Source organism: Pseudomonas sp. B21-053 (assembly GCF_026016365.1).
Lineage (GTDB): Bacteria > Pseudomonadota > Gammaproteobacteria > Pseudomonadales > Pseudomonadaceae > Aquipseudomonas > Aquipseudomonas nunensis.
On record NZ_CP087205.1, the window covers coordinates 6,004,041 to 6,029,360 of the forward strand.

Annotated in this window: 24 protein-coding genes and 2 tRNA genes; 15 read left to right on the plus strand and 11 right to left on the minus strand. The window is 59.7% G+C overall.

What is annotated here, in order from left to right; genetic code table 11:
* The first annotated feature begins 16 nt into the window (after positions 1–16).
* Positions 17–322, plus strand: coding sequence for a YkgJ family cysteine cluster protein (locus tag LOY68_RS26855; RefSeq protein WP_149661138.1), 306 nt, complete (start codon positions 17–19; stop codon positions 320–322).
* 138 nt (positions 323–460) lie between these two features.
* Here LOY68_RS26855 and LOY68_RS26860 read toward each other — a convergent pair whose 3' ends face one another.
* From LOY68_RS26860 to hemA, 6 genes are all read right to left on the minus strand, one after another.
* A complete protein-coding gene (locus tag LOY68_RS26860; RefSeq protein WP_054613526.1) occupies positions 461–979 on the minus strand; it encodes an acyloxyacyl hydrolase in 519 nt (172 codons plus the stop codon).
* Positions 980–1,112: 133 nt separating this feature from the next.
* A complete protein-coding gene (murI, locus tag LOY68_RS26865; protein WP_163911953.1) occupies positions 1,113–1,904 on the minus strand; it encodes a glutamate racemase in 792 nt (263 codons plus the stop codon).
* The gene (locus LOY68_RS26870) at positions 1,897–2,652 is read right to left on the minus strand and encodes a molybdopterin-synthase adenylyltransferase MoeB (protein WP_265040905.1); all 756 of its coding nucleotides are present in this window, start codon (positions 2,650–2,652) and stop codon (positions 1,897–1,899) included. Before LOY68_RS26870 ends, murI begins: the two co-directional genes overlap by 8 nt.
* Entirely contained in the window at positions 2,646–3,476 is an 831-nt protein-coding gene (prmC, locus tag LOY68_RS26875) for a peptide chain release factor N(5)-glutamine methyltransferase (protein ID WP_163911945.1), read from the minus strand. The genes LOY68_RS26870 and prmC overlap by 7 nt, the downstream gene beginning before the upstream one ends.
* On the minus strand, positions 3,477–4,559 hold the full coding sequence (gene prfA, locus LOY68_RS26880) for a peptide chain release factor 1 (RefSeq protein WP_054045688.1): 1,083 nt from the start codon (positions 4,557–4,559) through the stop codon (positions 3,477–3,479).
* Positions 4,556–5,842 carry a glutamyl-tRNA reductase gene (hemA, locus tag LOY68_RS26885; RefSeq protein ID WP_054045691.1) on the minus strand — a complete coding sequence of 429 codons (1,287 nt, stop codon included), beginning with the start codon at positions 5,840–5,842 and terminating at the stop codon, positions 4,556–4,558. Before hemA ends, prfA begins: the two co-directional genes overlap by 4 nt.
* A gap of 182 nt (positions 5,843–6,024) precedes the next feature.
* Between hemA and LOY68_RS26890 the strand changes: the two genes are divergently transcribed.
* The 8 genes from LOY68_RS26890 (at position 6,025) to ychF (ending at position 12,945) form a co-directional block, all read left to right on the plus strand.
* Positions 6,025–7,749, plus strand: coding sequence for a tetratricopeptide repeat protein (locus LOY68_RS26890; RefSeq protein WP_054045693.1), 1,725 nt, complete (start codon positions 6,025–6,027; stop codon positions 7,747–7,749).
* Between the two features lie 4 nt (positions 7,750–7,753).
* The gene (gene lolB, locus LOY68_RS26895) at positions 7,754–8,371 is read left to right on the plus strand and encodes a lipoprotein insertase outer membrane protein LolB (protein WP_054045695.1); all 618 of its coding nucleotides are present in this window, start codon (positions 7,754–7,756) and stop codon (positions 8,369–8,371) included.
* Between the two features lie 2 nt (positions 8,372–8,373).
* Entirely contained in the window at positions 8,374–9,225 is an 852-nt protein-coding gene (gene ispE / locus LOY68_RS26900; RefSeq protein ID WP_054045697.1) for a 4-(cytidine 5'-diphospho)-2-C-methyl-D-erythritol kinase, read from the plus strand.
* Between the two features lie 36 nt (positions 9,226–9,261).
* Positions 9,262–9,336: transfer RNA gene (locus tag LOY68_RS26905), tRNA-Gln, on the plus strand.
* A gap of 46 nt (positions 9,337–9,382) precedes the next feature.
* The gene (locus LOY68_RS26910) at positions 9,383–10,324 is read left to right on the plus strand and encodes a ribose-phosphate pyrophosphokinase (protein WP_003208392.1); all 942 of its coding nucleotides are present in this window, start codon (positions 9,383–9,385) and stop codon (positions 10,322–10,324) included.
* A gap of 141 nt (positions 10,325–10,465) precedes the next feature.
* Positions 10,466–11,068, plus strand: coding sequence for a 50S ribosomal protein L25/general stress protein Ctc (locus tag LOY68_RS26915; protein WP_163911940.1), 603 nt, complete (start codon positions 10,466–10,468; stop codon positions 11,066–11,068).
* Positions 11,069–11,237: 169 nt separating this feature from the next.
* A complete protein-coding gene (pth, locus tag LOY68_RS26920; protein ID WP_054045702.1) occupies positions 11,238–11,822 on the plus strand; it encodes an aminoacyl-tRNA hydrolase in 585 nt (194 codons plus the stop codon).
* A 22-nt stretch (positions 11,823–11,844) separates the two neighbouring features.
* The gene (ychF, locus tag LOY68_RS26925) at positions 11,845–12,945 is read left to right on the plus strand and encodes a redox-regulated ATPase YchF (protein WP_054045704.1); all 1,101 of its coding nucleotides are present in this window, start codon (positions 11,845–11,847) and stop codon (positions 12,943–12,945) included.
* 187 nt (positions 12,946–13,132) lie between these two features.
* On the opposite strand, the gene LOY68_RS26930 is transcribed toward ychF, so the two are convergent.
* Positions 13,133–14,350 (minus strand): MFS transporter, encoded by a 1,218-nt coding sequence (locus tag LOY68_RS26930; RefSeq protein ID WP_054045706.1) that lies wholly within the window; start codon positions 14,348–14,350, stop codon positions 13,133–13,135.
* A gap of 332 nt (positions 14,351–14,682) precedes the next feature.
* Between LOY68_RS26930 and LOY68_RS26935 the strand changes: the two genes are divergently transcribed.
* Both LOY68_RS26935 and LOY68_RS26940 read left to right on the plus strand, forming a co-directional pair.
* Positions 14,683–16,740 carry a methyl-accepting chemotaxis protein gene (locus LOY68_RS26935; RefSeq protein ID WP_163911934.1) on the plus strand — a complete coding sequence of 686 codons (2,058 nt, stop codon included), beginning with the start codon at positions 14,683–14,685 and terminating at the stop codon, positions 16,738–16,740.
* 116 nt (positions 16,741–16,856) lie between these two features.
* Positions 16,857–16,933: transfer RNA gene (locus LOY68_RS26940), tRNA-Met, on the plus strand.
* Positions 16,934–17,000: 67 nt separating this feature from the next.
* Here the strand turns inward: LOY68_RS26940 and LOY68_RS26945 are convergent.
* Positions 17,001–18,110 (minus strand): M14 family metallopeptidase, encoded by a 1,110-nt coding sequence (locus LOY68_RS26945; protein WP_265040906.1) that lies wholly within the window; start codon positions 18,108–18,110, stop codon positions 17,001–17,003.
* Between the two features lie 165 nt (positions 18,111–18,275).
* On the opposite strand from LOY68_RS26945, the gene ggt reads away from it, so the two are divergent.
* Positions 18,276–20,108, plus strand: a complete 1,833-nt coding sequence (gene ggt, locus LOY68_RS26950) for a gamma-glutamyltransferase (protein ID WP_265040907.1) — start codon at positions 18,276–18,278, stop codon at positions 20,106–20,108.
* Between the two features lie 134 nt (positions 20,109–20,242).
* On the opposite strand, the gene LOY68_RS26955 is transcribed toward ggt, so the two are convergent.
* Positions 20,243–20,671 carry a TOBE domain-containing protein gene (locus tag LOY68_RS26955; protein ID WP_163911924.1) on the minus strand — a complete coding sequence of 143 codons (429 nt, stop codon included), beginning with the start codon at positions 20,669–20,671 and terminating at the stop codon, positions 20,243–20,245.
* Positions 20,672–20,772: 101 nt separating this feature from the next.
* Complete coding sequence (gene ddlA / locus LOY68_RS26960) at positions 20,773–21,867, minus strand: D-alanine--D-alanine ligase (RefSeq protein ID WP_265040908.1); 1,095 nt, start codon at positions 21,865–21,867, stop codon at positions 20,773–20,775.
* Between the two features lie 94 nt (positions 21,868–21,961).
* On the opposite strand from ddlA, the gene LOY68_RS26965 reads away from it, so the two are divergent.
* Positions 21,962–23,257 (plus strand): MFS transporter, encoded by a 1,296-nt coding sequence (locus tag LOY68_RS26965; RefSeq protein ID WP_413787165.1) that lies wholly within the window; start codon positions 21,962–21,964, stop codon positions 23,255–23,257.
* Here LOY68_RS26965 and LOY68_RS26970 read toward each other — a convergent pair whose 3' ends face one another.
* Positions 23,258–23,899 carry a LysE family transporter gene (locus LOY68_RS26970; RefSeq protein ID WP_163911912.1) on the minus strand — a complete coding sequence of 214 codons (642 nt, stop codon included), beginning with the start codon at positions 23,897–23,899 and terminating at the stop codon, positions 23,258–23,260. It abuts the gene before it with no gap.
* 152 nt (positions 23,900–24,051) lie between these two features.
* On the opposite strand from LOY68_RS26970, the gene LOY68_RS26975 reads away from it, so the two are divergent.
* Together LOY68_RS26975 and LOY68_RS26980 are read left to right on the plus strand one after the other, a co-directional pair.
* Complete coding sequence (locus LOY68_RS26975; protein WP_265040910.1) at positions 24,052–24,861, plus strand: AraC family transcriptional regulator; 810 nt, start codon at positions 24,052–24,054, stop codon at positions 24,859–24,861.
* A 76-nt stretch (positions 24,862–24,937) separates the two neighbouring features.
* On the plus strand, positions 24,938–25,306 hold the full coding sequence (locus LOY68_RS26980; RefSeq protein ID WP_265040911.1) for a cupin domain-containing protein: 369 nt from the start codon (positions 24,938–24,940) through the stop codon (positions 25,304–25,306).
* The last annotated feature ends 14 nt before the right edge of the window (positions 25,307–25,320 follow it).

Sequence of the window (25,320 nt, forward strand, 5' to 3'; positions counted from 1 at the left end):
CCTTACACTGCGCCCCATGAAAACCATCCCCCACACGCAAATCGCCGAGCCGGCGGTCACTTGCTCGACTTGCTCAGCCTGCTGCTGTCAGCTCGAAGTCATGTTGATCACCGAAACCGGCGTGCCCGAGCGCTTTATCGATACCGATGACTGGGGCGGGGAAGTGATGTTGCGGCTGGATGACGGCTGGTGCGCAGCGCTGGATCGCAACACGATGATGTGCACCATCTACGAAAAACGCCCGCTGATCTGCCGGGAGTTCGAGACCGGTTCGCCGGAATGCATGGAGGAACGGCAGGGGATTGTTTCGGTGTATCGTTAATACCGAAACCGATGAAGATCCCATGTGGGAGCGGGCTTGCTCGCGAAGGCGGTTCAGCATTCAACATCTAAGTTGACTGTCAGTCCGCTTTCGCGAGCAAGCCCGCTCCCACAGGGTTTGCTACCAATCTGAGAATGCTTACAACGGCATCGTGTAATGCAGCGAGTAACTTTCTACACCATCGTTGTTACTGCTGATCCCGGCATTGGAATAGTGCGTCGCACGAATCCCGACTTCATGCCCACCGGCAAAGCGCAGCCCGAACCCGAAGCGGTCTTCGAACTGAAAAGCCTGGCCGATGTTGTTGTCTTCCAGTTGGGTATTGGAGAACAACGCGACACCAATCCCCGCTTCTACATACGGTTTGACGTTTTGCCCGGCAAACTCGTAAACAAACACTGGAGAGAACGACAGGCTACTAGTGCCGGAAGTCTTGTCGCCTTCCCAATAGGTGTAGGCGCCACTCCAGTAACCGGTCAAACGACCGACGTCGCTTTGCAGCCAGCTCTTGTCCCAATCGAATTGCATGCCTAACCGGTAGGTCATGGTTGAGTCACTGGTGGCCCCTACCCCGAACTCTACGCCGGCCGCCTGTGCAGTAAGACTTTGCCCCATTAGTGCGGCCGCAATCGCGGCCAAACAGAATAGTCGCTTCATTAGAAACATCCTTTTCCGGAACGATTTCATGTGGATTTTTTTTTGTAGCTTAAAGACAAAGCTATAGAAGTCGGCGCTTAATCAGAAGTTCAGCCTTTTTAAGCGCATTTCACATTTTTTTTACATCTCGCCTCTACATGTCGAAGCTTTGCACAACGCCTGTGTTATTCCAGAGTATGGGCAAGATATTTCGAAAATGTTCCGGATCTGCACTGGTCCAGAATTGCGCGGCACGCACCGGCCCCTCGGCGAGTAACTCGCGCTCGGCCAACAGGCGTTGCAGTTGCCGCGCCACGGCGGCGCCGGTGTCGATAAGGCTGATGTCTTCTGGGATCATCTGCCTAAGCAACGGCTTTAGAAAGGGGTAATGCGTGCAGCCGAGAATTATCGTGTCGCAGCCTGCGGCCAGCAGCGGCTCGACATAACCGCGGAGCAACTGACGCAGGTTCTGACTGTGCAGATCGCCGCTTTCAATCAGCTCCACCAACCCCGGGCAAGGCTGGGTGATCACCCGCACATCCGTGGCGAAGCGGTCGAGCAGCGCGGCGAACTTGGCGCTCTGCAAGGTGCCGGTGGTGGCGAGGACACCGACCACGCCACTGCGCGTAGCAGCCGCGGCCGGCTTGACCGCCGGCTCCATGCCGACGATGGGCCATTCGGGATAATCGCGGCGCAGATTGGCCACGCCAGCGACGGTGGCCGTGTTGCAGGCCAGCACCAATGCCTTGGCGCCTTGCTGCTGAAAAAATTCGGCGATAGCACTGCAGCGTTGCTGGATGAATTCAGGGGTTTTCTCGCCGTAGGGAATATTCCCGCAATCGGCGACGTACAACAGTGACTCGTTGGGCAGCAAACGCTGGATCTCGGCCAGCACCGAAAGCCCACCGACACCGGAGTCGAACACGCCAATCGGCGCCTCACGCATGGGCAGTACCACAGACGCTGCAACCCGGATCACGCTTGACCCGCAACTCACGGAAGCGCGTACCCAAGGCATCGATCAACAGCAGGCGGCCCACCAGCGGTTCGCCAAAACCCGCCAGCAACTTCAGCGCTTCAAGCGCTTGCAGGCTGCCGACCAGGCCCACCAGCGGACCGATCACCCCGGCTTCGCTGCACGTCAGCTCGGCTTCGCTGCCGTGCCCATATAAACAGTGGTAGCACGGGCTTTCAGGGCGACGCGGGTCGAACACCGACAACTGCCCTTCCAGGCGAATCGCCGCGCCGCTGACCAGAGGTTTGAGCGCTGCCACACACGCGGCGTTGACCGCCTCGCGGGTGGAAAAATTGTCGGAACAGTCGAGCACCAGATCCACCGCCGCGACCGCCGCAGCGAGGGAGTCTTCATCCAGCGCCGCACAATGGGCGACCAGTTGGATCTCGGGGTTGATCGCACTCAAGCGGCGGATCGCCGAATCGACTTTGCTCACACCGACGCTGTCGGTGTCGTGAATGATCTGGCGTTGCAGGTTGGTCAGGTCGACCGTGTCGAAGTCGGCCAGATGCAACTCACCGACCCCGGCTGCCGCCAGGTACAGCGCCACCGGTGAACCCAGACCGCCGAGGCCAATGATCAGCACACGGCTTTCTTTCAGCCGCAATTGACCGTCGATGTCGACGTGTTGCAACAGAATCTGTCGGCTGTAGCGCAACAATTCCTGATCATTCAGCACGGCAGGCGCCCCAGGCTGATGCGTTCGTGGCCGCCCAGATCGGTACGGCTGTGGACTTCTTCAAAACCGCGGGTCAGCAGCAGATCGCGTACCGCGCCGGCTTGATCATAGCCGTGTTCGAGCATCAACCAGCCGCCGGCCTCGAGGTAATCCGGGGCCTGGGCGACGATCAAACGCAGATCGTCGAGCCCGTCGACACCGGCGACCAAAGCACTCGCAGGCTCGAAACGCACGTCGCCTTCCACCAGGTGTGGATCGGCGGAGGCAATGTAAGGCGGGTTGCTGATGATCAGTTGAAAACGCTGACCTTCCAGGGCGCTGAACCAATGGCTGCTCAACACCGTGGCGTTTTTCAGGTGCAGGCGCTGGCGATTGCGTTCGGCCAATGCCACGGCTTCGATCACGCGATCGACGGCGGTGACTGTCCAGGCCGGGCGCTCGCTGGCCAGGGCAAGGGCAATCGCGCCGCTGCCGGTGCCGAGGTCGAGGACCGTGGCCGGCGTCGCGGGTAACAATTCCAGCGCGGTTTCCACCAGCAATTCAGTGTCCGGGCGCGGGATCAATGTGTGCGGTGCAACTTCCAGATCAAGCTTCCAGAAACCTTGCTGGCCGAGAATGTAGGCCACCGGCTCACCGCCGCGACGACGCTGCAAGTAACTGGCGAAGGTCAGCGCCGCTTCGCTCGGCACGATGCGCTCGGGCCAGGTGTGCAAGAAGCTGCGGGACTTGCCCAAGGCAGCGGCCAGCAACAGCTCGGCATCGAGGCGCGCCGTCGGCGAGTCGGGGAGATCGGCAGCGCGTAATAAACTGGCAATGATCGTCATTTACTCACCTATCGCCGCCAATTGGTCGGCCTGGAACTCGGCCAACAACGGCTCGATCACCGCTTCGACGCCACCGGCGAGGATTTCGTCGAGGGAATACAGCGTCAGGTTGACCCGGTGGTCGGTGACCCGGCCCTGGGCAAAGTTGTAGGTGCGGATCCGCTCGGAGCGATCACCCGACCCCACCAGCAGTTTACGCTCGCTGGCGATGGCATTCGCGGCGGCGCTGGTCTGCTGGTCGTTGAGCTTGGCCGACAGCCAGGACATCGCCCGGGCGCGGTTCTTGTGCTGGGAACGTTCTTCCTGGCACTCGACGACAATACCCGACGGCAAGTGCGTGATGCGGATCGCCGAGTCGGTCTTGTTGACGTGCTGGCCGCCAGCGCCCGAGGACTTGTAGGTGTCGATGCGCAAGTCGGACGGGTTGATCTCGATCGCTTCCTGCTCGTCCGGCTCGGGCAACACGGCCACGGTGCACGCCGAAGTGTGGATGCGGCCTTGGGATTCAGTCGCCGGCACACGCTGCACGCGATGTGCGCCGGATTCGAATTTCAGTTTGCCGTAGACATTCTCGCCTTCGACCCGGGCAATGACTTCTTTATAGCCGCCGTGCTCGCCGATGTTCTCCGAGAGAATCTCCACGCGCCAGCCACGCCGCTCGGCGTATCGCGAATACATGCGGAACAGGTCGCCGGAGAAAATCGCCGCCTCGTCACCGCCGGTGCCGGCGCGGATTTCGAGGAACACGTTGCGCCCGTCGTTCGGGTCCTTGGGCAGCAGCATGCGTTGCAGCCGGGCTTCGATTTCGATCAGTTGCTCTTTGGCTTCGCGCACTTCTTCCACGGCCATTTCGCGCATGTCCGGGTCGCTGTCCTTGAGCAGAGCCTGAGCACCTTCGAGGTCGCCTTGCACTTTGAGCAGCTGTTTATAGGTGTCGACAATCGGCTCGACTTCCGCGTATTCCTTGGAATAGGCGCGGAATTTGGCCTGATCGGAAATGACCTCGCCATCGCCAAGCAGAGCGGTCAATTCCTCGAAACGGTCCTGGAGGATGTCCAGCTTATTGAGCAGTGACGCTTTCATTGCGGTTTTTTATCCGAGCTATCCGACGAGCCCTCATGGAGGGCAAACAGTTCCTGGGCCATGGCCAGCGCATCGAGGCGGCCTTCGGCAGTCAACTTTTTCAACTGTACGCTAGGGGCGTGCAACAGTTTGTTGGTCAAGCCACGGGCCAGTTGCACCAGCACATCTTCAGCGCTGCTGCCGTTGGCCAGCATGCGCTGGGCCTTTTGCAATTCTTCGTCACGCATGCGCTCGCTTTGCTGGCGGTAGGCCTTGAGCACATCCACCGCCGCCAGTTCGCGCAGGCGCACCATGAAGTCGTCGGCGCCGATCGAGACCATTTCTTCCGCGGCCTGGGCTGCACCCTGGCGGCTCTTGAGGTTTTCGGCGACCACTTCGTGGAGATCATCGACGCTGTACAGGTAAACGTCGTCGAGTTCGCCGACTTCAGGCTCGATATCCCGTGGGACGGCGATATCGACCATGAAGATCGGTTTGTGCTTGCGCAGCTTCAAGGCACTTTCCACCGCGCCTTTGCCAAGGATCGGCAACTGGCTGGCGGTGGAGCTGATCACGATATCGCTACGCACCAGCTCGGCTGGAATGTCCGACAGCAGCACGGCGTGGGCGCCGAACTGTTCGGCCAGGATGCTTGCGCGTTCGAGGGTACGGTTGGCGACGACGATGCGCTTCACACCCAGCTCATGCAGATGACGGGCGACCAGCGTGATGGTCTCGCCGGCGCCGATCAGCAAGGCCTGGCTGCGTTGCAAGTCGCTGAAAATCTGCTTGGCCAGGCTGACCGCGGCAAACGCCACGGACACCGGGTTTTCACCGATGGCGGTGTCGGTGCGCACCTGTTTGGCCGCATTGAACGTCGCCTGGAACAGCCTGCCCAGCAGCGGACCGATGGTGCCGGCCTCTCGCGCCACGGCGTAGGCCGATTTCATCTGGCCGAGAATCTGCGGTTCGCCCAACACCAGCGAATCGAGCCCGGAGGCGACCCGCATCATGTGACGAACTGCCGCATCATCTTCGTGCACATAACTGCTCGCACGCAGCTCATCGAGGCTCAAATGATGATAATCGGCCAGCCAGCGCAGGATGATGTCCGCCGAAAGGTGATCCTGCTCTATATAAAGCTCACTGCGATTGCAGGTGGAAAGGATCGCAGCTTCGCGGCTGTCGGTCAGTCGGCAGAGCTGCTGCAACGCCTCCACCAGCTGCTCAGGGGTAAAGGCCACGCGCTCGCGGACGTCTACTGAAGCAGTCTTGTGGTTAATACCGAGTGCAAGGAAGGCCATTCAAGGTCGCTGATGGTGACGTGAAGCCGGCAATTGTCCTACTTCGACACAGACAGAACAACTACCGCTGACTATTGTCCCAATCACTTGCCTCTATAAAGGCATCAATTGAGACTCGGTTATGTTTGGCCGAAGGCTTGTGTCATGATGATCCGACCGCAGGTTAGTCGTCCTTCTCCTATATGAATAGATCTTCCGCGTTGCTCCTCGCTTTTGTCTTCCTCAGCGGCTGCCAGGCCATGGCCCCCGTTTCGCCGGACGGTACGTCTCCGGTCGAAGACAGCACTCCAGCCCCTGAAAAGCCCAAGGTCTACAGCTCATTCAGTGAAGAAACCGTCTTCAGTCTGTTGAGCGCCGAACTGGCTGGCCAACGCAATCGTTTCGACATTGCGCTGGACAACTACGTGACCCAGGCGATCAACACCCAGGATCCGGGCGTCTCCGAGCGGGCATTCCGCATCGCCGAGTACCTGGGCGCCGATCAGGCCGCCCTGGATACCGCGCTGATCTGGGCAAAAAACGCCCCGGACGACCTCGAAGCGCAGCGGGCAGCCGCCGTGCAACTGGCGCGCGCCGGGCGCTATGACGACTCCATGGTCTATATGGAGAAAGTCCTGCTGGGCAAGGGCGACACGCATTTCGACTTTCTCGCCCTGTCTGCGGCTGATACCGACCAGGACACCCGCAACGGCCTGATGAAAAGTTTTGACCGTTTGTTGCAGCGTCACCCCAACAACAGCCAGCTGATTTTCGGCAAGGCCTTGTTGATGCAACAGGACGGCGACGCCAAAGGCGCATTGACCCTGCTGGAAGACAATCCGCCGGATGAAGGCGAAATCGCCCCGATCCTGTTGCGGGCGCGCCTGCTGCAAACCCTCAACCGTGGTGGTGAAGCCCTGCCGCTGCTGCAAAAAAGCATCAAGAAATACCCGGACGACAAACGCCTGCGCCTGACTTACGCGCGCATGCTGGTCGAGCAGGACCGCATGGACGACGCCAAAGTCGAGTTCTCCAGCCTGGTCCAGCAGTATCCGGAAGATGACGAATTGCGTTATTCCCTGGCGCTGGTGTGCCTGGAAGCCAAGGCCTGGGACGAGGCCAAGGGTTACCTGGAAGACCTGATTGCCCGGGAAAGCCATGTGGATTCGGCGCACCTGAACCTCGGCCGTATCGCTGAAGAGCGCAACGACCCGCAAGGTGCATTGATCGAATACGCCCAGGTCGGCCCCGGCAACGATTACCTGCCAGCGCAATTGCGCCAGGCCGATATCCTGATGAACAACGGCAAGACCGCCGAGGCCCAAAGCAAATTGGCGGCCGAGCGCGATACGCAACCGGATTACGCGATCCAGTTGTACCTGATCGAAGCCGAAACCCTGTCCGCCAACAAACAGGGCGACAAAGCCTGGGGCGTGTTGCATAAAGCCTTGCAGCAATACCCGGACGATCTGAACCTGCTCTACACCCGTGCCATGCTTGCGGAAAAACGCAATGACCTGGCACAGATGGAAAAAGACCTGCGCCTGATCATCAAGCGCGACCCGGACAATGCGATGGCGTTGAACGCCCTCGGCTACACCCTGTCCGACCGCACGACCCGCTACGAAGAAGCCAAGGCCCTGATCGAACACGCGCACAAGCTCAATCCGGAAGACCCGGCGGTACTCGACAGCCTCGGCTGGGTGAATTTCCGCCTGGGCAATCTCGATGAAGCCGAGCGTTACCTGCGCCAGGCGCTGGAGCGCTTCCCCGATCAGGAAGTCGCCGCTCACTTGGGCGAAGTCCTGTGGGCCAACGGCAAACAGCGCGAGGCCAAGCAAATCTGGGGCAAGTTCCTCAAGGATCAACCCGACAGCCCTACCCTGCGCGGCACCATCAAGCGCCTGACCGGATCAGAGACTCTTTAAGATTATGTTTTTGCGCCACGTTATCGTTTTCAGCTTCATTGCCCTGCTCGCCGGTTGCGCGGGCTTCGGCGCCCGCGAATCGGTCCAGGGTCAGGGCAACCCGGCTCAATGGAACACGTATAAACAGCAGATGACCAGCCTCGACGGCTGGCAGATCAACGGCAAGATCGGCATCCGCGCGCCCAAGGATTCGGGCAGTGGCACGTTGTTCTGGCTGCAGCGACAGGACTACTACGACATCCGTCTCTCCGGCCCGTTGGGTCGCGGTGCCGCTCGCCTGACCGGACGTCCCGGCAAGGTGTCGCTGGAAGTGGCCAACCAGGGTCGCTTTGAAGCACCGACGCCAGAAGCCCTGCTCGAAGAACAGCTGGGCTGGAAATTACCTGTATCTAACCTGGCTTGGTGGGTTCGCGGCCTCCCGGCTCCCGACAGCAAGAGTCGCCTGACCCTGGACGCCGACAGTCGCCTGGCCAACCTCGAACAGGATGGCTGGCAGGTCGAGTACCTGAGCTACGCCGAACAAAACGGCTATTGGCTGCCCGAGCGGATCAAACTGCACGGCACCGACCTTGATGTCACGCTGGTGATCAAGGAATGGCAACCACGCAAACTGGGGCAGTGAACATGACTGCTCCGCGCTTGACGCTGCCCTCGCCGGCCAAACTCAATCTGATGCTGCACATTCTCGGGCGCCGTGAAGACGGCTACCACGAGCTGCAGACGATTTTTCAGTTTCTCGATTACGGTGATGAAATCACCTTCGCGGTGCGCGACGACGGTGTGATTCGTTTGCACACTGAATTCGAAGGCGTTCCTCATGACAGTAATCTGATTGTTCGAGCCGCAAAGAAACTTCAGGAGCAATCCGGTTGCGCGCTCGGCATCGATATCTGGATCGATAAAATTCTGCCCATGGGCGGTGGAATCGGCGGCGGCAGCTCAAATGCCGCGACGACTTTGCTCGGCCTCAACCACCTTTGGCAACTGGGCTGGGACGAGGATCGCCTGGCCGTACTGGGCCTGACGCTGGGCGCCGACGTCCCGGTTTTCGTCCGTGGTCACGCGGCTTTTGCCGAGGGTGTCGGGGAGAAACTCACCCCTGTAGACCCTGAAGAACCGTGGTATCTCGTGCTGGTGCCGCAAGTATCTGTAAGTACAGCAGAAATTTTTTCCGATCCGTTGTTGACACGTAACTCTTCTCCCATTAAAGTGCGCCCCGTTCCCAAGGGAAACAGTCGAAATGACTGCTTACCGGTAGTAGCAAGGCGTTATCCAGAGGTACGTAACGCTTTGAATTTGTTAGGTAAATTTACCGAAGCAAAACTCACCGGAACTGGAAGTTGTGTGTTTGGGGGCTTCCCAAGCAAAGCTGAAGCTGATAAAGTCTCGGCCCTTCTTACAGAGACCCTTACAGGGTTTGTAGCAAAGGGAAGCAACGTTTCGATGTTGCATCGCAAGCTGCAAAATCTGCTCTAAAGGAACCGATTACTGGGTAATCGTTGCAACAGATACAGGGGCGTCGCCAAGCGGTAAGGCAGCAGGTTTTGATCCTGCCATGCGTTGGTTCGAATCCAGCCGCCCCTGCCATTTTCCTATACTCATCCAGGTTACCCTCAGCCTTCAGGTACTGCGCGTGTCCAAGATGATGGTCTTTACGGGGAACGCTAACCCCGATCTGGCTCGGCGTGTTGTACGTCAGCTGCATATCCCTCTCGGTGACATCTCTGTCGGTAAGTTCTCCGACGGCGAAATTACAGCCGAGATCAATGAAAACGTCCGCGGTAAAGATGTCTTCATTATTCAGCCGACTTGCGCTCCGACCAACGATAACCTGATGGAACTGGTAGTGATGGCTGATGCCTTCCGCCGCTCCTCGGCTACTCGTATCACTGCTGTTATTCCTTACTTTGGTTATGCCCGTCAGGATCGCCGTCCGCGTTCCGCACGTGTGGCTATCAGCGCGAAAGTCGTTGCTGACATGCTTACCGTAGTCGGCATCGATCGTGTTCTCACGGTTGATCTGCATGCTGACCAAATCCAGGGCTTCTTCGATATTCCGGTAGATAACATCTACGGCTCCCCAGTCTTGGTGGATGACATTGAAGATCAGCGCTTCGAAAACCTGATGATCGTGTCCCCGGACATTGGCGGCGTCGTGCGTGCACGTGCTGTTGCCAAATCCCTGGGCGTAGATCTCGGGATCATCGACAAACGCCGTGAGAAAGCCAATCACTCTGAAGTGATGCATATCATCGGTGATGTCGAAGGGCGTACCTGTATTCTGGTTGATGACATGGTCGATACCGCCGGCACTCTGTGCCACGCGGCCAAGGCCCTGAAAGAGCATGGCGCTGCCAAGGTTTTCGCCTACTGCACACACCCTGTGCTGTCCGGTCGGGCGATCGAAAACATTGAAAATTCCATGCTGGACGAACTGGTGGTGACTAACACCATCCCGTTGTCCGCTGCTGCTCAAGCCTGTTCGCGTATCCGTCAACTGGATATCGCGCCGGTAGTTGCCGAGGCGGTCCGCCGCATCAGCAATGAAGAATCGATCAGCGCGATGTTCCGTTAAGGGCCCTGCCCTTCTCGAATGTCTCGTTGACGAAAAGCGCCCCGCCCCGGCATTCCTGTCGGGGCGGGGCTTTTTTGCCCATATCGCCTTTAGCGCTGGTCGCAACCGCTGGGGCGAATGTGGTTATTTTGGAGATACAACATGAACGATTTTACTCTGAATGCTGAAGTGCGTTCCGACCTGGGGAAAGGTGCGAGCCGCCGCCTGCGTCGTCTCGCAAGCCTGGTACCAGCTGTAGTTTACGGTGGCGAAAAAGCCCCTGAATCCATCAGCATGCTGGCTAAAGAAGTTGCCAAACTGCTCGAAAACGAAGCGGCTTACAGCCACATCATCGAGCTGAACGTTGGCGGCACCAAGCAGAACGTAATCATCAAAGCTCTGCAACGTCACCCGGCTAAAGGTCACGTACTGCACGCTGACTTCGTACGCGTAGTAGCTGGCCAGAAACTGACCGCTGTTGTGCCTGTACACTTCATTGGTGAAGAAGCCCCGATCAAGAAAGGCGGCGAAGTTTCGCACGTTGTTTCGGAAATCGAAGTGACCTGCCTGCCGAAAGACCTGCCTGAATTCATCGAAGTCGACCTGGCTAACGCCGAAATCGGTTCGATCATTCACTTGTCCGACCTCAAAGCCCCTAAAGGCGTTGAGTTTGTTGCTCTGGCACACGGTGATGACAAGGCTGTTGCCAACGTCCACGCTCCACGTGTTGCTCCAGAAGCTACCGAAGAAGGCGCAGCAGAGTAATTTCACTCTGTTCGCCGGAGTGACCGGAAACATCGCGGACTAGAGCGTAGCGAGAAAGCGGGCGAGAACGCGGAGTTTACATAATGGTAAATGAGCACTTGTCGTCCACTTTTGCCGCACTCCCTGATTGCGGCGATGTTATCCACCACTCCAAGGAAGGGCCCCTATCGTGACTGCCATCAAACTGATCGTTGGCCTGGGAAATCCAGGCGCTGAATACGAACAGACCCGGCATAACGCAGGGGCCCTTTTTGTTGAGCGCATCGCGAACGCACAAGGCGTAAACCTTGTGGCGGACCGCAAATATTTCGGCCTGACCGGGCGCTATTCGCATCAGGGTCAGGATGTTCGTCTGCTGATTCCCACCACGTACATGAACCGCAGCGGCCAGGCCGTCGCGGCACTCGCTGGTTTCTTCCGCATCAAGCCTGAAGAAATCCTCGTGGCGCATGACGAACTCGACCTGCCACCGGGCGTTGCCAAACTCAAACTGGGTGGCGGCCATGGCGGTCACAACGGGTTACGCGACATCATCGCGCAGCTGGGCAATCAGAATACCTTCTACCGCTTGCGGCTTGGCATTGGCCACCCGGGCGTAGCCAGTATGGTTTCAAATTTCGTCCTGGGTCGTGCGCCACGCGCCGAACAGGAAAAACTCGATGCCAGCATCGACTTTGCCCTCGGCGTGCTGCCGGATATCCTCGCCGGGGAATGGAACCGCGCGATGAAAAACCTGCACAGCCAGAAGGCCTGACTCACTCCTCGGGGAAAACACCATGGGATTCAATTGCGGCATCGTCGGCCTGCCTAACGTCGGCAAGTCCACCCTATTCAACGCCCTGACCAAATCCGGGATCGCGGCCGAGAACTTCCCCTTCTGCACCATCGAGCCGAACACCGGTATCGTGCCGATGCCGGATCCGCGTCTGGAAGCCCTGGCAGCCATCGTCAATCCAAAACGCATCCTGCCGACCACCATGGAATTCGTCGACATCGCGGGCCTGGTTGCCGGCGCCTCGAAAGGTGAAGGCCTGGGCAACAAGTTCCTGGCCAACATCCGTGAAACCGATGCCATCGCCCACGTGGTCCGCTGCTTCGAAGACGAGAACGTGATTCACGTCTCCAACAGCGTCGACCCGAAACGCGACATCGAAATCATCGACCTGGAACTGATCTTCGCCGACCTCGACAGCTGCGAGAAGCAACTGCAGAAAGTCACCCGCAACGCCAAGGGTGGCGACAAGGATGCAGTGGTCCAGAAAGGCCTGCTGGAGCAATTGATCGCTCACTTCACCCTCGGCAAACCAGCGCGCACCCTGATGAAGAACATGGGCGCCGACGATAAAGCCGTGGTTCGTGGTTTCCACCTGCTGACCACCAAGCCGGTCATGTACATCGCCAACGTCGCTGAAGACGGTTTCGAGAACAACCCGCTGCTGGACATCGTCAAAGCCATCGCCGAAGAAGAAGGCGCCATGGTGGTTCCGGTCTGCAACAAGATCGAAGCCGAAATCGCCGAGCTGGAAGACGGCGAAGAGAAAGACATGTTCCTCGAAGCCCTGGGCCTGGAAGAACCTGGCCTGAACCGCGTAATCCGCGCCGGCTACGAGATGCTGCACCTGCAGACCTACTTCACCGCTGGTGTCGAAGAAGTCCGCGCCTGGACCGTCCGCGTCGGTGCCACCGCACCACAAGCCGCTGGCGTGATCCACACCGACTTCGAAAAAGGCTTCATCCGCGCCGAAGTCATCGCCTACGACGACTTCATCCAGTACAAGGGCGAAGCCGGCACCAAAGAAGCCGGTAAATGGCGTCTGGAAGGCAAGGACTACATCGTCAAAGACGGCGACGTGATGCACTTCCGCTTCAACGTGTAAAACATCTGCGCATGAAAAAGCCGCGTCTAGACGCGGCTTTTTTGTGCCTGAATGATTTATCCGCCACACCACAGATCTCCTGTGGGAGCGGGCTTGCTCGCGAAAGCGGTGTGTCATTCGCCATTGATGCTGGCTGACACACCGCCTTCGCGAGCAAGCCCGCTCCCAAAGGGGGAATGGTGTTGGCTCAGGCCTTTTTGGTTCTCGGCAGGAAGATCGCCAACACCCCAAACAGCGGCAAGAACGAGCACAGGAAGTACACGTATTCGATGCCGTGAACATCCGCCAGATGCCCCAACAGCGCCGCGCCAATCCCGCCAAAACCGAACATCAAGCCGAAGAACACCCCGGCAATCATCCCGACGTTACCCGGCACCAATTCCTGCGCATACACCACGATGGCGGAGAACGCCGAGGCGAGGATGAAGCCGATGACCACGCTGAGGATGCTGGTCCAGAACAGGTCGACATGCGGCAGGATCAAGGTGAACGGCGCAACGCCGAGGATCGAGAACCAGATCACTGCCTTACGCCCGATCTTGTCGCCAATCGGCCCGCCGAAGAACGTCCCCGCCGCCACAGCACCGAGGAACAGGAACAGGTGCAATTGCGAACTGGCCACCGACAGGTCGAATTTCTCGATCAGGTAGAACGTGAAGTAACTGGTGAAACTGGCCATGTAGAAATACTTGGAGAACACCAGCAAACCGAGGACTACCAGCGCACTGATCACCCGCTGTTTCGACAAGCCATGGGTCGCCGCCTGGCCTTGCTTGAGCTTGAACAGGTTCAAGTGGTTGGCGTACCAACGACTGATGCGATAAAGCACGAACAGCGCAAACACCGCGAACAACCCAAACCACGCGACGTGGCCCTGGCCGTAAGGAATGATGATCGCCGCCGCCAGCAATGGACCGAACGCCGAACCAGCATTACCACCGACCTGGAAGGTCGATTGCGCCAGGCCGAAACGCCCGCCCGAAGCCAGTCGCGCCACGCGAGAAGCCTCCGGGTGAAAGGTCGAGGAACCGATGCCGATCAATCCGGCCGCCAGCAGGATCATCGGGAAGCTACCGACCACCGACATCATCAGAATGCCGATCAACGTGCACACCGTACCGGCCGGCAACAACCACGGTTTTGGATGGCGATCTGTGTGGTAACCGACCCACGGCTGCAGCAGCGAGGCGGTCAGTTGGAACGTCAGGGTGATCAGGCCGACCTGGGTAAAGGTCAGGCCATAGTTGGCCTTGAGCATCGGATAAATCGACGGCAGCACTGACTGAATCAAGTCGTTGATCAGGTGGGCCAGCGCCACGGCGCCGATGATGCGCATGACCAAGGGGCTGCTTTGTGGAGTCGCGGACGCCGGCGTAGCGCCGGTCTGGGCATTGCTGATAGCCATGAGAATTTCCGTACAACAGAGGGTGCACACGGGCAGGTGCGTCAATGTGCCATTTTTCAGTGCAGCAGCGCCATCCCCTTAGCCTGCTAACGACCTCGTCGTTCATCGAAGAGTGGGTGATAGCTCAACGCCATGGTCTGAATCTTGCCTTGCTTATCCGCTTCAACGCGGCCCCCTTACAAAGGGGATCGAGAATGGGAAGTTTCGCTACAGAGTCGGCCTACAGAGCTGGCGAGGGTGAACTTTCGAGGCCTTTTAAAAGGGCACAAGTCGCGGTCGCAACGATCACGACGCACGCCAATGGTGCGTGGTGTCCAGAGGAGTCATGGGGCATGCAGGCTTTTTTATCACCGGGGATCGGACTGCTGGGGCGTTTTGGCTTCGCACGCAAGTTTCAGTTGCTGTTTCTACTATTCATCCTCCCGCTGGCCGGCAGCCTGTTGATGATCGGCCAGGATTATCGCGACAAGCTGCAACTGATTTCCGGCGAACGCGCCGGGGTTCGTCAACTGCTGTCCCTGGATGCGCTCGACAACCTGCTCGCCGCCCAACGTGATCGCGCCGCCCGCTGGCGCGCCACTGAAACCAATCGCCAGCCGACACCGGCCACGATCGCCGCCATGGGCGCTTTCGACGCCGTGCAGCCCGCTGTCGCCCAAGCCACGACGGACCTGGGCAATGCCCTGCAAACCGAAGGCGCGGAAGGTGAAACCCTGAGCCGCTATCAAGCCCTGCAAACCGCGCTCAACGGCCTCGACTCGAAAAGCCTGAGCAGCGTCGGCTGGTGGCCGGACGGCTACGACCGTTTCACCAATGCCCTGAGCGCCTTGCAAGCCTTGCGCGAACAGATCGTCATGGACAATCGCCTGACCCTGGCGCCGTGGCTGGAAACCTATTTGCTGACGCAGATATCCACGCAGCATGCGCCAGACCTGATTGAACGGGTCGGCCGGCTCGCGGCGGTTGGCCAGGCATCAGTGGTGTCGGGACAATTCACCCTGCAAAGTCGCCTGCAATTGCGCGATTTACGCAGTCGCATCGGGGATGCGCGAGAGCAACTGGTGAAGACCGCCAGCCTGCTCGAAGCACGCCTGCCCAGCGCCTTGCAGACGTGGGCCGGGCAGTATCACGACAGCCTCAAGCATCTGGATTCGACCTTGAAAGTGCTGGACGACGGCGTGTTCGGCGGCAGCATCAACCTCAAGCCGGAAGACTTCGAACGCAACCTCGACGCGCTGCTCACTGACCTCGCCTCGCTGCGCCAGCAATCGCTGGTGTCGCTGGATCAACGCCTGGATTACTACCACAGCTCGGCGATCCGCCAGTTCATCCTGGTGGCGACGATCTTTGGTTGCCTGCTGCTAGCCGCGCTGTATTTGTTCGTGTGCTTGCAGGCTTCGATTCGTCGTAGCGCCAGCGGCATCACCGTGCTGGCCGAAGCCTTGCGCGACGGAAACCTGAGCCTGCAAGTGCCGGTGCAGGGTCGCGATGAACTGGCGGCAATCAGCACTGCGTTGAATGTCGCGGTGGTGCAACTGCGCAACAGTTTGCTTGGGGTCGATCACGAGACGTTGCAACTGAGCAATGCCGTGCGCACCCTCAACGATCATTCCAGCGGCGCCTTGGGCGAAGTCGAGGCCCAGCAGATTCAGATCAGCCAGATCGCCGCCGCTGCCACGCAGTTGGCCGCCACCTCGCAAGGCGTCGCCCAGAGCTGTGAACAAGCGTCCGGCAGCGCCCAGCACACCCAGCGCATCGCCGCCGACAGCAGCCGCGACAGCCAACGCACCACGGCGAGCATTCAGCAGCTCAATCAACGCCTCAACGACACCGCCGCCGCATTGGGCCGGGTCAGTGAGCAAGGGCAACAGATTCAATTGGTGGTCGACACCATTCGCGGTGTCGCCGAGCAGACCAACCTGTTGGCGCTCAACGCCGCCATTGAGGCTGCTCGTGCGGGCGAACAAGGTCGCGGCTTTGCCGTGGTGGCCGATGAAGTGCGCAGTCTGTCCCAGCGCACGCAATCCTCCACCGCGCAAATCGCCGGCACCGTCGACAGCCTGCGCAATACGGTGAATGAAGCCGTGAGCTTGATGGAAGCCGCTTGCGGCCAGGCCCAATCCGACGCCGAAGCCGTCACGGGTTTGGGTGAACGCCTAGGGGAAATCGCCAGTGCCGTACAGAGCGTCACCGATACCTTGGCGCAAATCGCTACTGCGGTCGAAGAGCAAGCGAGCACCGCCGATGAGGTCAGCGGCAATATCCAGCAGGTCGATCAGGCCGCCGTCAGGCTGCTGGAAGGCGCGCGGGCGGTGAACCTCGCGGCAGACACCTTGAGCCAGGGCAGCAAGGCCTTGAGTGCGAATACCGGGAGATTTCAGCTGCGTTGACGCCCTGCCCCGCCCTGTTTTTTCGGGCCAGGACGATAACCGGTTGAAAGTGTGGAGAAATATTTTAAATTTACGCTTGACGCATCTTCGTTCCAGGTGAATAATGCGCGCCACTTGGCTACATAGCTCAGTTGGTTAGAGCATAGCATTCATAATGCTGGGGTCCGGGGTTCAAGTCCCTGTGTAGCCACCAAGTACTAAAAACGGCTTACCGAAAGGTAGGCCGTTTTTTTATGCCTCGAGAAAAGTGCCTGTCATCGTCAGGCTCGCATCGTCGACAACGCGGACAAGCCCCGCTCCCAAATCTGCCAAGTGCGCAGCCAGACCATGGCCTGCCAGTCGCTGTCAGCCGGGAAGAACTGCTCAAGCAGATTGAGTTTGATCCCGCGCCCCACCGCATCACTCGGGTTGCCATGCAGATGCAGCCAATGGTCATCGCGCAAATGACGATGAACGTCCGGCCCCGGATAGGTCCCGCACTCGATCACGAACGGCATCAGCCGCACCTGTGGCAAGGCGTTGAGCAACGCCTGCGAGGTGTAACCGGTTGCCGTCGCCGCCACCCCGGTTTCGCTGGTGGTATTGGCGCCGGTGTGCAAGGTGTAGAGCCATGGGCCGTAAATGGCTTGTGCTTCTTCCAGCGCCGGATACGCCGCTTCGGTAATGGTCAACAGCATCGGATGCCCGTACTCCCCTGCCCCGGTGTGCAGGTCGAAGCACATCGCGACCTCGGCATGGGCCACGTGTTTGTGCATGATCTGCTGCAACGTGCGGTTCGACCAACTCGGCGCCAGCCCGCCATAGAACAGACCATCGGGGTGACTGTGCTGGCCGCCCTCGACAATCGACATCACCGCCGGCCAACCGTGTTCCTTGATTTGCGCCTCGAGCAAGGCATCGGCGCGATCACGCTCGGGCCCCTGCAAATCAGTGCTGGCATAGATCTCATGCAGCGTCGCGTAGGCCTGGTTGTCTGGCAGCGGACGTTCGAAATCCAGGTGATTGCGATTGAGGTCAATGTTGTCTTCATTGACCCGACGCAGCCACGCCGTGCCCCACGGGTTGATCAAGTGGATCATCACCACTGCGACATCCGCCGGCAGTGAGCGCTTGCCCAAGTCCTGCATCCATTTGATCTGACACCCGGAGCCATAAAAGCCTTCGACCCCGTGAGTACCGCTCAACGCAATCAGCAGTCGCTTGGCCGCCGGATCACCGAGCACCGCCACGTCAGAGCTCAACGATTCACCGAACGGTCCTTTAAGTGGGTGCGGATATTCGGTCAACGTCGCGCCGGCAGCGGTGGCCGCCGCGAGGAATTGTTCACGTTGCCCACGGTAACTTGGCTGGGTAGGAAACTCGGTCTGCATGTCTGCCTCTTGTTGGTTTTCTCGCCGTCCTGATGTTCTCGACCCTACAGAAAATCCGCCGGTTCATGAAGGGCAAAAGTGCCTTGGCCGTAGGATGCAGTTTGCGTCGCACCCTGTCGGTCGATAAAGTCCCTCGAACCTTTTCCCACGGACGGAGTGCCCCACGTGTTCCCAGCCTTCCACTTGAGCCGCTATCGCCTGTCAGCCTTGTCGCTGATTGCCGCCGCGTTAACCCTCGCCGCGTGCAACGCGCCAACCACGTCGACGTTGCCCCTGGCGCCGGAAGCTGCCACCGGTTTCCGCACTGACCTGCAAACCCGCCACGCCGCGAAACACATGGCGGCAGCGGCCAACCCACTGGCGGCGGCGGCCGGCCGGGAGATGCTGCGTCAGGGCGGTTCGGCCATCGACGCAGCCATTGCCATGCAAGCGGTGTTGACCCTGGTGGAACCGCAGTCGTCCGGCATCGGCGGCGGTGCATTGATCGTGTTGTGGGACGGTAAGGCCGTGCGCACTTATGACGGTCGAGAAACCGCTCCGTCTGGCGCCACCGAGAAACTTTTCCTGCAAGCCGACGGCACACCAATGCCGTTCACTCAGGCGCAGATTGGTGGTCGCTCAGTCGGCACGCCAGGCGTGTTGCGTGCGCTTGAGCTGGCGCATCAGAAACACGGGCGCCTGCCTTGGGCCAAGCTGTTCGAGCCGGCGATCCAACTTGCCGAGCAAGGCTTTGCGATCTCGCCGCGTTTGCACCTGCTGATTGCTTCGGATTCGTCCCTGACACGCTCGCCGGACATGGTGGCGTACTTTCTGAATGCTGACGGCAGCCCGAAAGCCGTCGGTACACAGTTGAAGAATCCGGCACTGGCCGCAGTATTCAAACGCATCGCCAAAGAAGGTCCCGATGCGTTGTACAAAGGGCCGATTGCCGAAGAAATCGTCGCCAAGGTCCAGGGCCATAAAAACCCTGGCAGCCTTTCGCTAAATGACCTTCAGGCTTACAAGGCCAAGGAACGTGCGCCGCTGTGCACCGACTACAAACGCTGGCAGGTCTGCGGTATGCCGCCACCGTCATCAGGCGGGATTGCCGTGGCGCAGATTCTCGGCACCTTGCAAGCCCTGGAAAGCCGCGACCCGCGCTTCGCCTTGGCGCCACTCAAACCGCTCAAGACCAATAAGCCAGCAGGCATCGAACCCGCGCCTGAAGCCGTGCATCTGATTTCCGAAGCCGAACGCCTGGCCTACGCCGACCGCGCGCAATACGTGGCCGACACCGACTTCGTGCCAGTGCCGGTCAAGGGCTTGGTAGACCCGAGCTACCTTGCCAGCCGCGCCGCCCTGATCGGCGACCGCAGCATGGGCACGGCCAAACCCGGCACGCCGCCGGGCATTCAAGTCGCCTACGCACCAGACCGTTCGCCACTGCGCATTTCAACCTCGCAAGTGGTCGCCGTCGATGACGAAGGCGGCGCCGTGTCCATGACCACCACCGTCGAGTCCGCGTTCGGCTCGCACCTGATGGTCCAGGGCTTCCTGCTCAACAACCAGATGACCGACTTTTCGTTCATCCCCGAAGAAAACGGCCAGAAAGTCGCCAACCGCGTCGAACCCGGCAAACGCCCGCGCTCGTCCATGGCGCCGACCCTGGTCTTCGATCGCCAGAGCGGCGAATTCGTGGCCACCGTCGGCTCACCCGGCGGCTCGCAAATCATCGAATACGTGGCCAAATCCACGATCGGCCTGCTCGACTGGAACCTCGACCCACAAGCCGCCATCAACCTGCCCAACTTCGGCAGCCGCAACGGCCCGACGGAACTGGAACAGGGGCAATTCAGCCCGGAATTGGTTCAGGCGTTGAAGGACAAAGGGCATGCGGTGAATGAAATCGACATGACCAGCGGGACCCAGGCGATTGTTCGGGTGAAAGATACGTCAGGGAAAGCGTCGCTGGCCGGCGGAGCGGATCCGCGGCGTGAGGGAGAGGCGTTGGGGGATTGACTGTGGGAGCGAGCTTGCTCGCGAAGAACGATAACGCGGTTCAGCTGAAACACCGAGTTGTCTGCTTCGCGAGCAAGTCGAATCGTCGCACCGCCGCTCCCACTTCAATCTGAGCTGTACTTGAAATCGATGTATCAGGCCGGCACACCCAAAATAATGTGCGAAGCCTTGATAACAGCCGTCGCAGTCACGCCCGGCGCCAGCCCCAACTCTGCGACAGCTTCACGGGTAACGATCGAATAAACATCGCTGCCGCCGTCGAGCCGGATCACCACTTCAGCATTTACCGCGCCATCCGTCACGCTGGTGACTTTGCCTTCCAGGCAGTTACGCGCCGAGAGGCGGATGTCGCTGGATTCGGTCATCAGCATCACCCACGGCGCCTTCACCAGTGCGACCGCTTCCTTGCCGACGGCCAGGCCAAGGCTCTTCACGCTTTCCATGGTCACCACCGCCACCAGCTCATTGCCGCCCGCGAGTTTCAGGGACACTTCGGCGTTGACGGCGCCGGGTTGGAGCTGGCTGATGATGCCCTTGAAGACGTTACGTGCGCTGACTTTCATGATATTGTTGCCTCTGTTAGTAATTTTTGTATACAACTTTGCACATCATTCGGGATAACGCAGCGCTGTTCAACTAGACGACGGGATTGATGACGCACAGCCTAGCGACTGATTTTCAACGCTTGCCGTGCCTGATGCTTTTCCAGCGCCAGGTCGATCAAACGGCTGACCAGTTCGCTATATGTCATGCCGGTGGCCTGCCACAGCTTGGGGTACATGCTGATGCGGGTGAAACCGGGCAGTGAGTTGATCTCGTTGATCAACACTTCGCCGCTGTCGGTGAGGAACACATCGACCCGCGCCAGCCCGGAGCAACCCAATACCTGAAAGGCCTCAACGGCCAAGGCGCGAATACGCTCACTCGCTTCAACGCTGATATTGGCCGGCACCACCACTTCGGCGGCCTGGTCGTCAATGTATTTGCTGTCGTAGGAATAGAACCCGCTGCGCACCACGATCTCGCCACAACCACTGGCGATCGGCTGATCATTGCCGAGCACCGCGCATTCAATCTCGCGACCGCTGACGGCGGATTCGATCAGGACTTTTTCGTCGAAGCCCAGGGCCAGCTCAACCGCCGCCACGTATTCGGTTTCGTCGGTCACCTTGCTCACTCCAACCGAAGAACCCTGGTTCGCCGGTTTGACGAACAGCGGCAGGCCGAGCTTGCCCTGCACTTCGGCGAACCCGGTACGCGCGGCGCTGGCACGGTTCAACGTCACGAAAGGAGTGACCGCAATCCCGGCGTCTCGAAGCAGGCGTTTGCTGATGTCCTTGTCCATGCACACCGCAGAACCCAGCACATCGGAACCGACAAACGGCAAATCCGCCATGCGCAGCAAACCTTGCAGGCAGCCGTCTTCGCCGAGGGTGCCGTGGACAATCGGGAAGATCACATCCACGTGGCCCAGCAGTTCCTGGCTCGAGGTTTCGACCAATTGCTGACTGGACTTGCCCGGCACCACGGCCAATTCGCGATTGGATTGATTGAGGGCGATCAGCGCCGGGTTTTCCTGATTGAGCAGGAAGTTCGAGGGATCGTTGAGGTGCCAGTGGCCTTGTTTGTCGATGCCGATCAGTACCGGTTCGAAGCGCGAGCGGTCCAGCGCATCAACGATGTTTTTCGCCGATTGCAGCGACACTTCATGCTCCGCCGAACGGCCCCCGAAAATAATCCCAACCCGCAGCTTGCTCATTACTTGGCCTCTTAGTGAACGTGGTGTTTCATACCACGGCAGCGCGGATGAGTTAAAGACTGAAACTTCGCGTGGTGCCGATGAGTCATTGCTAATGCGCAGCACGCACCTGCGCTCAGCCAAGCAGAGGCCGCCGCCCTTGAACGCTCCGACCGATCGTCGCAACACCCTTTCCCTGGACGGGCTCAACTTCTTTCTCGCCGACGTGCGCGACGGGCTCGGGCCCTACCTGGCGATTTATTTGCTGGCAGTGCATCACTGGGACCCGGCCAGCATCGGCTTGGTGATGACGATTGCCGGGATCGCCGCGCTGCTGACCCAGACTCCGGCCGGCGCGTTGATCGACCGAACCCGGCGCAAACGCGGAGTGATCATCGTCGCGGCGCTGCTGGTGACGCTGAGTTGTCTGCTGTTGCCGTTCATTACTTCATTCACCCTGGTGGCGCTGACCCAGGCCTTGAGCGCTGTCGCGGCGTCGGTGTTCGCCCCGGCCATTTCCGCCATTTCGTTGGGCATCACCGGGCCCCGAGCGTTTACACGCCGTATCGGGCGCAATGAAACCTTCAACCACGCCGGCAACGCTGCCGCGGCGTTGCTGGCAGGGGGATTTGCGTATTTGTTCGGCCCGGTGGCGGTGTTTTACCTGATGGCCGTGATGGCGCTGGCCAGCGTGATCGCCATCAGCTTCATCGCGCCACAAGCCATCGATCACGACGTCGCCCGAGGCTTTGATCCGCAAGGCCCGGCGCACGGCGAACAACCCTCGGGGTTAAATGTGCTGCTGCACAATCGCCCGCTGCTGGTGTTCGCTATTTGTTGTGGGCTTTTTCATCTGGCGAACGCGGCAATGCTCCCGCTGGTGAGTCAGAAATTGTCCTTGGTGAACCTGCAAATGGCCACGCCGCTGACGTCCGCCTGCATAGTCGCCGCGCAATTAGTCATGGTGCCGGTGGCGTTGCTGGTGGGATGGAAGGCCGATGTGTGGGGACGTAAACCGTTGCTGCTTGCCGGTTTCCTGATCCTGCCATTGCGCGGGGTGCTTTACACCTTGTCGGATGATCCGTATTGGCTGGTGGCCGTGCAATTGCTCGACGGCGTCGGAGCCGGGATCTTCGGCGCCCTGTTTCCCGTGGTGATCAAGGACCTGACCCAAGGCACCGGCCGCTTCAATGTGAGCCTCGGCGCGCTGTCGACGGTGTTCGGTCTGGGCGCCGCACTGAGTAACGGCTTGGCCGGGCTGGTGGTTCAGTCGGCCGGTTACAGCGCGGCATTCCTGACGCTGGCGGCAGTGGCGGCGGCAGCGCTGGTGTTGCTGGTGGTGGCCATGCCGGAGACACTGAATCGCACGCCCACCGTTGCCGAGCAACCTGTGGCCACGGTGCCAACCTGATCAGCGATTGGCCACCAGATGCGCACCGAACAATAGGTAGCAACTGCCGGCAAAGCGGTCGAGCCACTTGCGCGAACGTTCGTAAGCCCCCGCAACCCGCCGACTGGCAAACAGCAGCGCCACGCTGCAATACCAAGTGAATGACAGGCTCGCCATGGTCAGTACCGCCAGCCCCAGCAACATCGGTGGCGGTGAGGCAGGCATCGCGGTGGCGAAGATCGTCGCGACGAATAGCGCCGATTTGGGATTGGTCATGTTGCCGATAAAGCCCCGGCCATACGCCGACCACAGCGTTCGCCCTGCCCCGTCCAGCGAGTTGCCAGCACCGGGTTGCGTTGCCGGTTTGCGCTTGAATTGCTTCAACCCCAGATAGATCAGGTAACAGCCACCGGCAATCTTGAACGTCAGGTAAAGCGTCGGCGCCGCGCTGAACAGCGACTTGATGCCCAAACCACCGGCCAATCCCCACAACACCGTGCCCGTGGCCACACCCAGTGCCGCGACTACGCCATGTCGTCGGGAGCAACTGGCTGCCAGTTGCGCGGTGTTAAAGAAGTTCGGGCCCGGCGTCACCACCGCGACCGTCCACAACAGGGCCAGGGACAATAATGGCGCGGCATAGCTCAGGTCAGTCGGTTCCATGGGACGGGGCGCCTTCGAGGCATCAGAGAGGCCTTGTACCTTGCAACATTTGCCAACAATTTTCTACTCGCCGCACAGACGCCGTTCGTCAGCAGACAAGGATTTGTCACTGGGTTAACGTATTCAACATCGAGCCAAGGACAAGCGGCACCATGACCAAGCACACGCCACCCAGCGACTGGTTCCACCGCGCGCCCAACGTCGGCGGGCTGGAGCGTATCGAGGCGTTTTTTGCCGGCCACGGCTACGACTTCCACCGTCACGATACTTACGCCATCGGCCGCACCCTGGCCGGGGTGCAGAGTTTTCAGTACCGCGGCGCCTGGCGCCACAGTCTACCCGGCGGCACGCTGGTGCTGCACCCGGACGAAGTCCACGACGGCGAGGCCGGCACCGACAGCGGTTTCCACTATCGAATGATGTACATCGAACCGGCGCTGGTCCAGCAGATCCTCGGCGGTCAGCCGCTGCCCTTCATCAAGACCGGCCTGTCGACCGACCCGCGCCTTTTTGCCGCCACCGATGTGCTGATGCGCAGCCTGGATGACCCGCTCGACCCACTGGAAGAACAGGACGCACTGTTCGATCTGGCCCACGCATTGAGCGCGGTGTCTGGCACGTCCGACAAACACCAGCGATTCGACTATGTGGCGGCGGAGCGCGCGCGGGAGTTCATGCACAGTGCCCTTGATCGCACCGTAACCCTGGACGAACTGGCGCACCACAGCGGTCGGGATCGTTGGAGTCTGTCCCGGGATTTTCGCCTGCTGTTCGGCACCAGCCCTTATCGCTACCTGACCATGCGCCGGCTGGACATGGTCCGGGCACTGCTGATTCAGGGCCAGTCGCTGGTCAGCGCCGCGCTGATCGCCGGCTTCACCGATCAGAGCCACATGACCCGCCAGTTCAGCAAAACCTACGGCCTGTCGCCGGCCCGCTGGATGAAAATGCACCAACGCTGAGTCACGCACAATCGTTCAAGAATGACCTCGATGCGCTGGTTATCGTGGGGCCGGAATCACTCTGGAGAACCACCTGATGAACACGTTAAAAAGCCTGAACTTCCTGCAGAAAATCGACCTGATCGACCAACACTGGTCACCCCGCGTCATCGCCGAAATGAACGACTACCAGTTCAAAGTGGTGAAGCTGCTGGGGGATTTCATCTGGCACGATCACCTGGACACCGACGAAACTTTCATCGTTCTCGAAGGGCAATTGCGCATCGACTTTCGCGACGGCCACGTGCTGATTTCAGCAGGGGAAATGTACGTCGTGCCCAAGGGCATCGAACACAAACCGTCGGCGGAACAGGAAGTGAAACTGCTGCTGATCGAACCCCGGGGCGTGATCAACACCGGCAGTGAAGGCGGCGAGCTTACGGCGGTGAATGATCTGTGGATTTGAAAAACAGCGGAAAT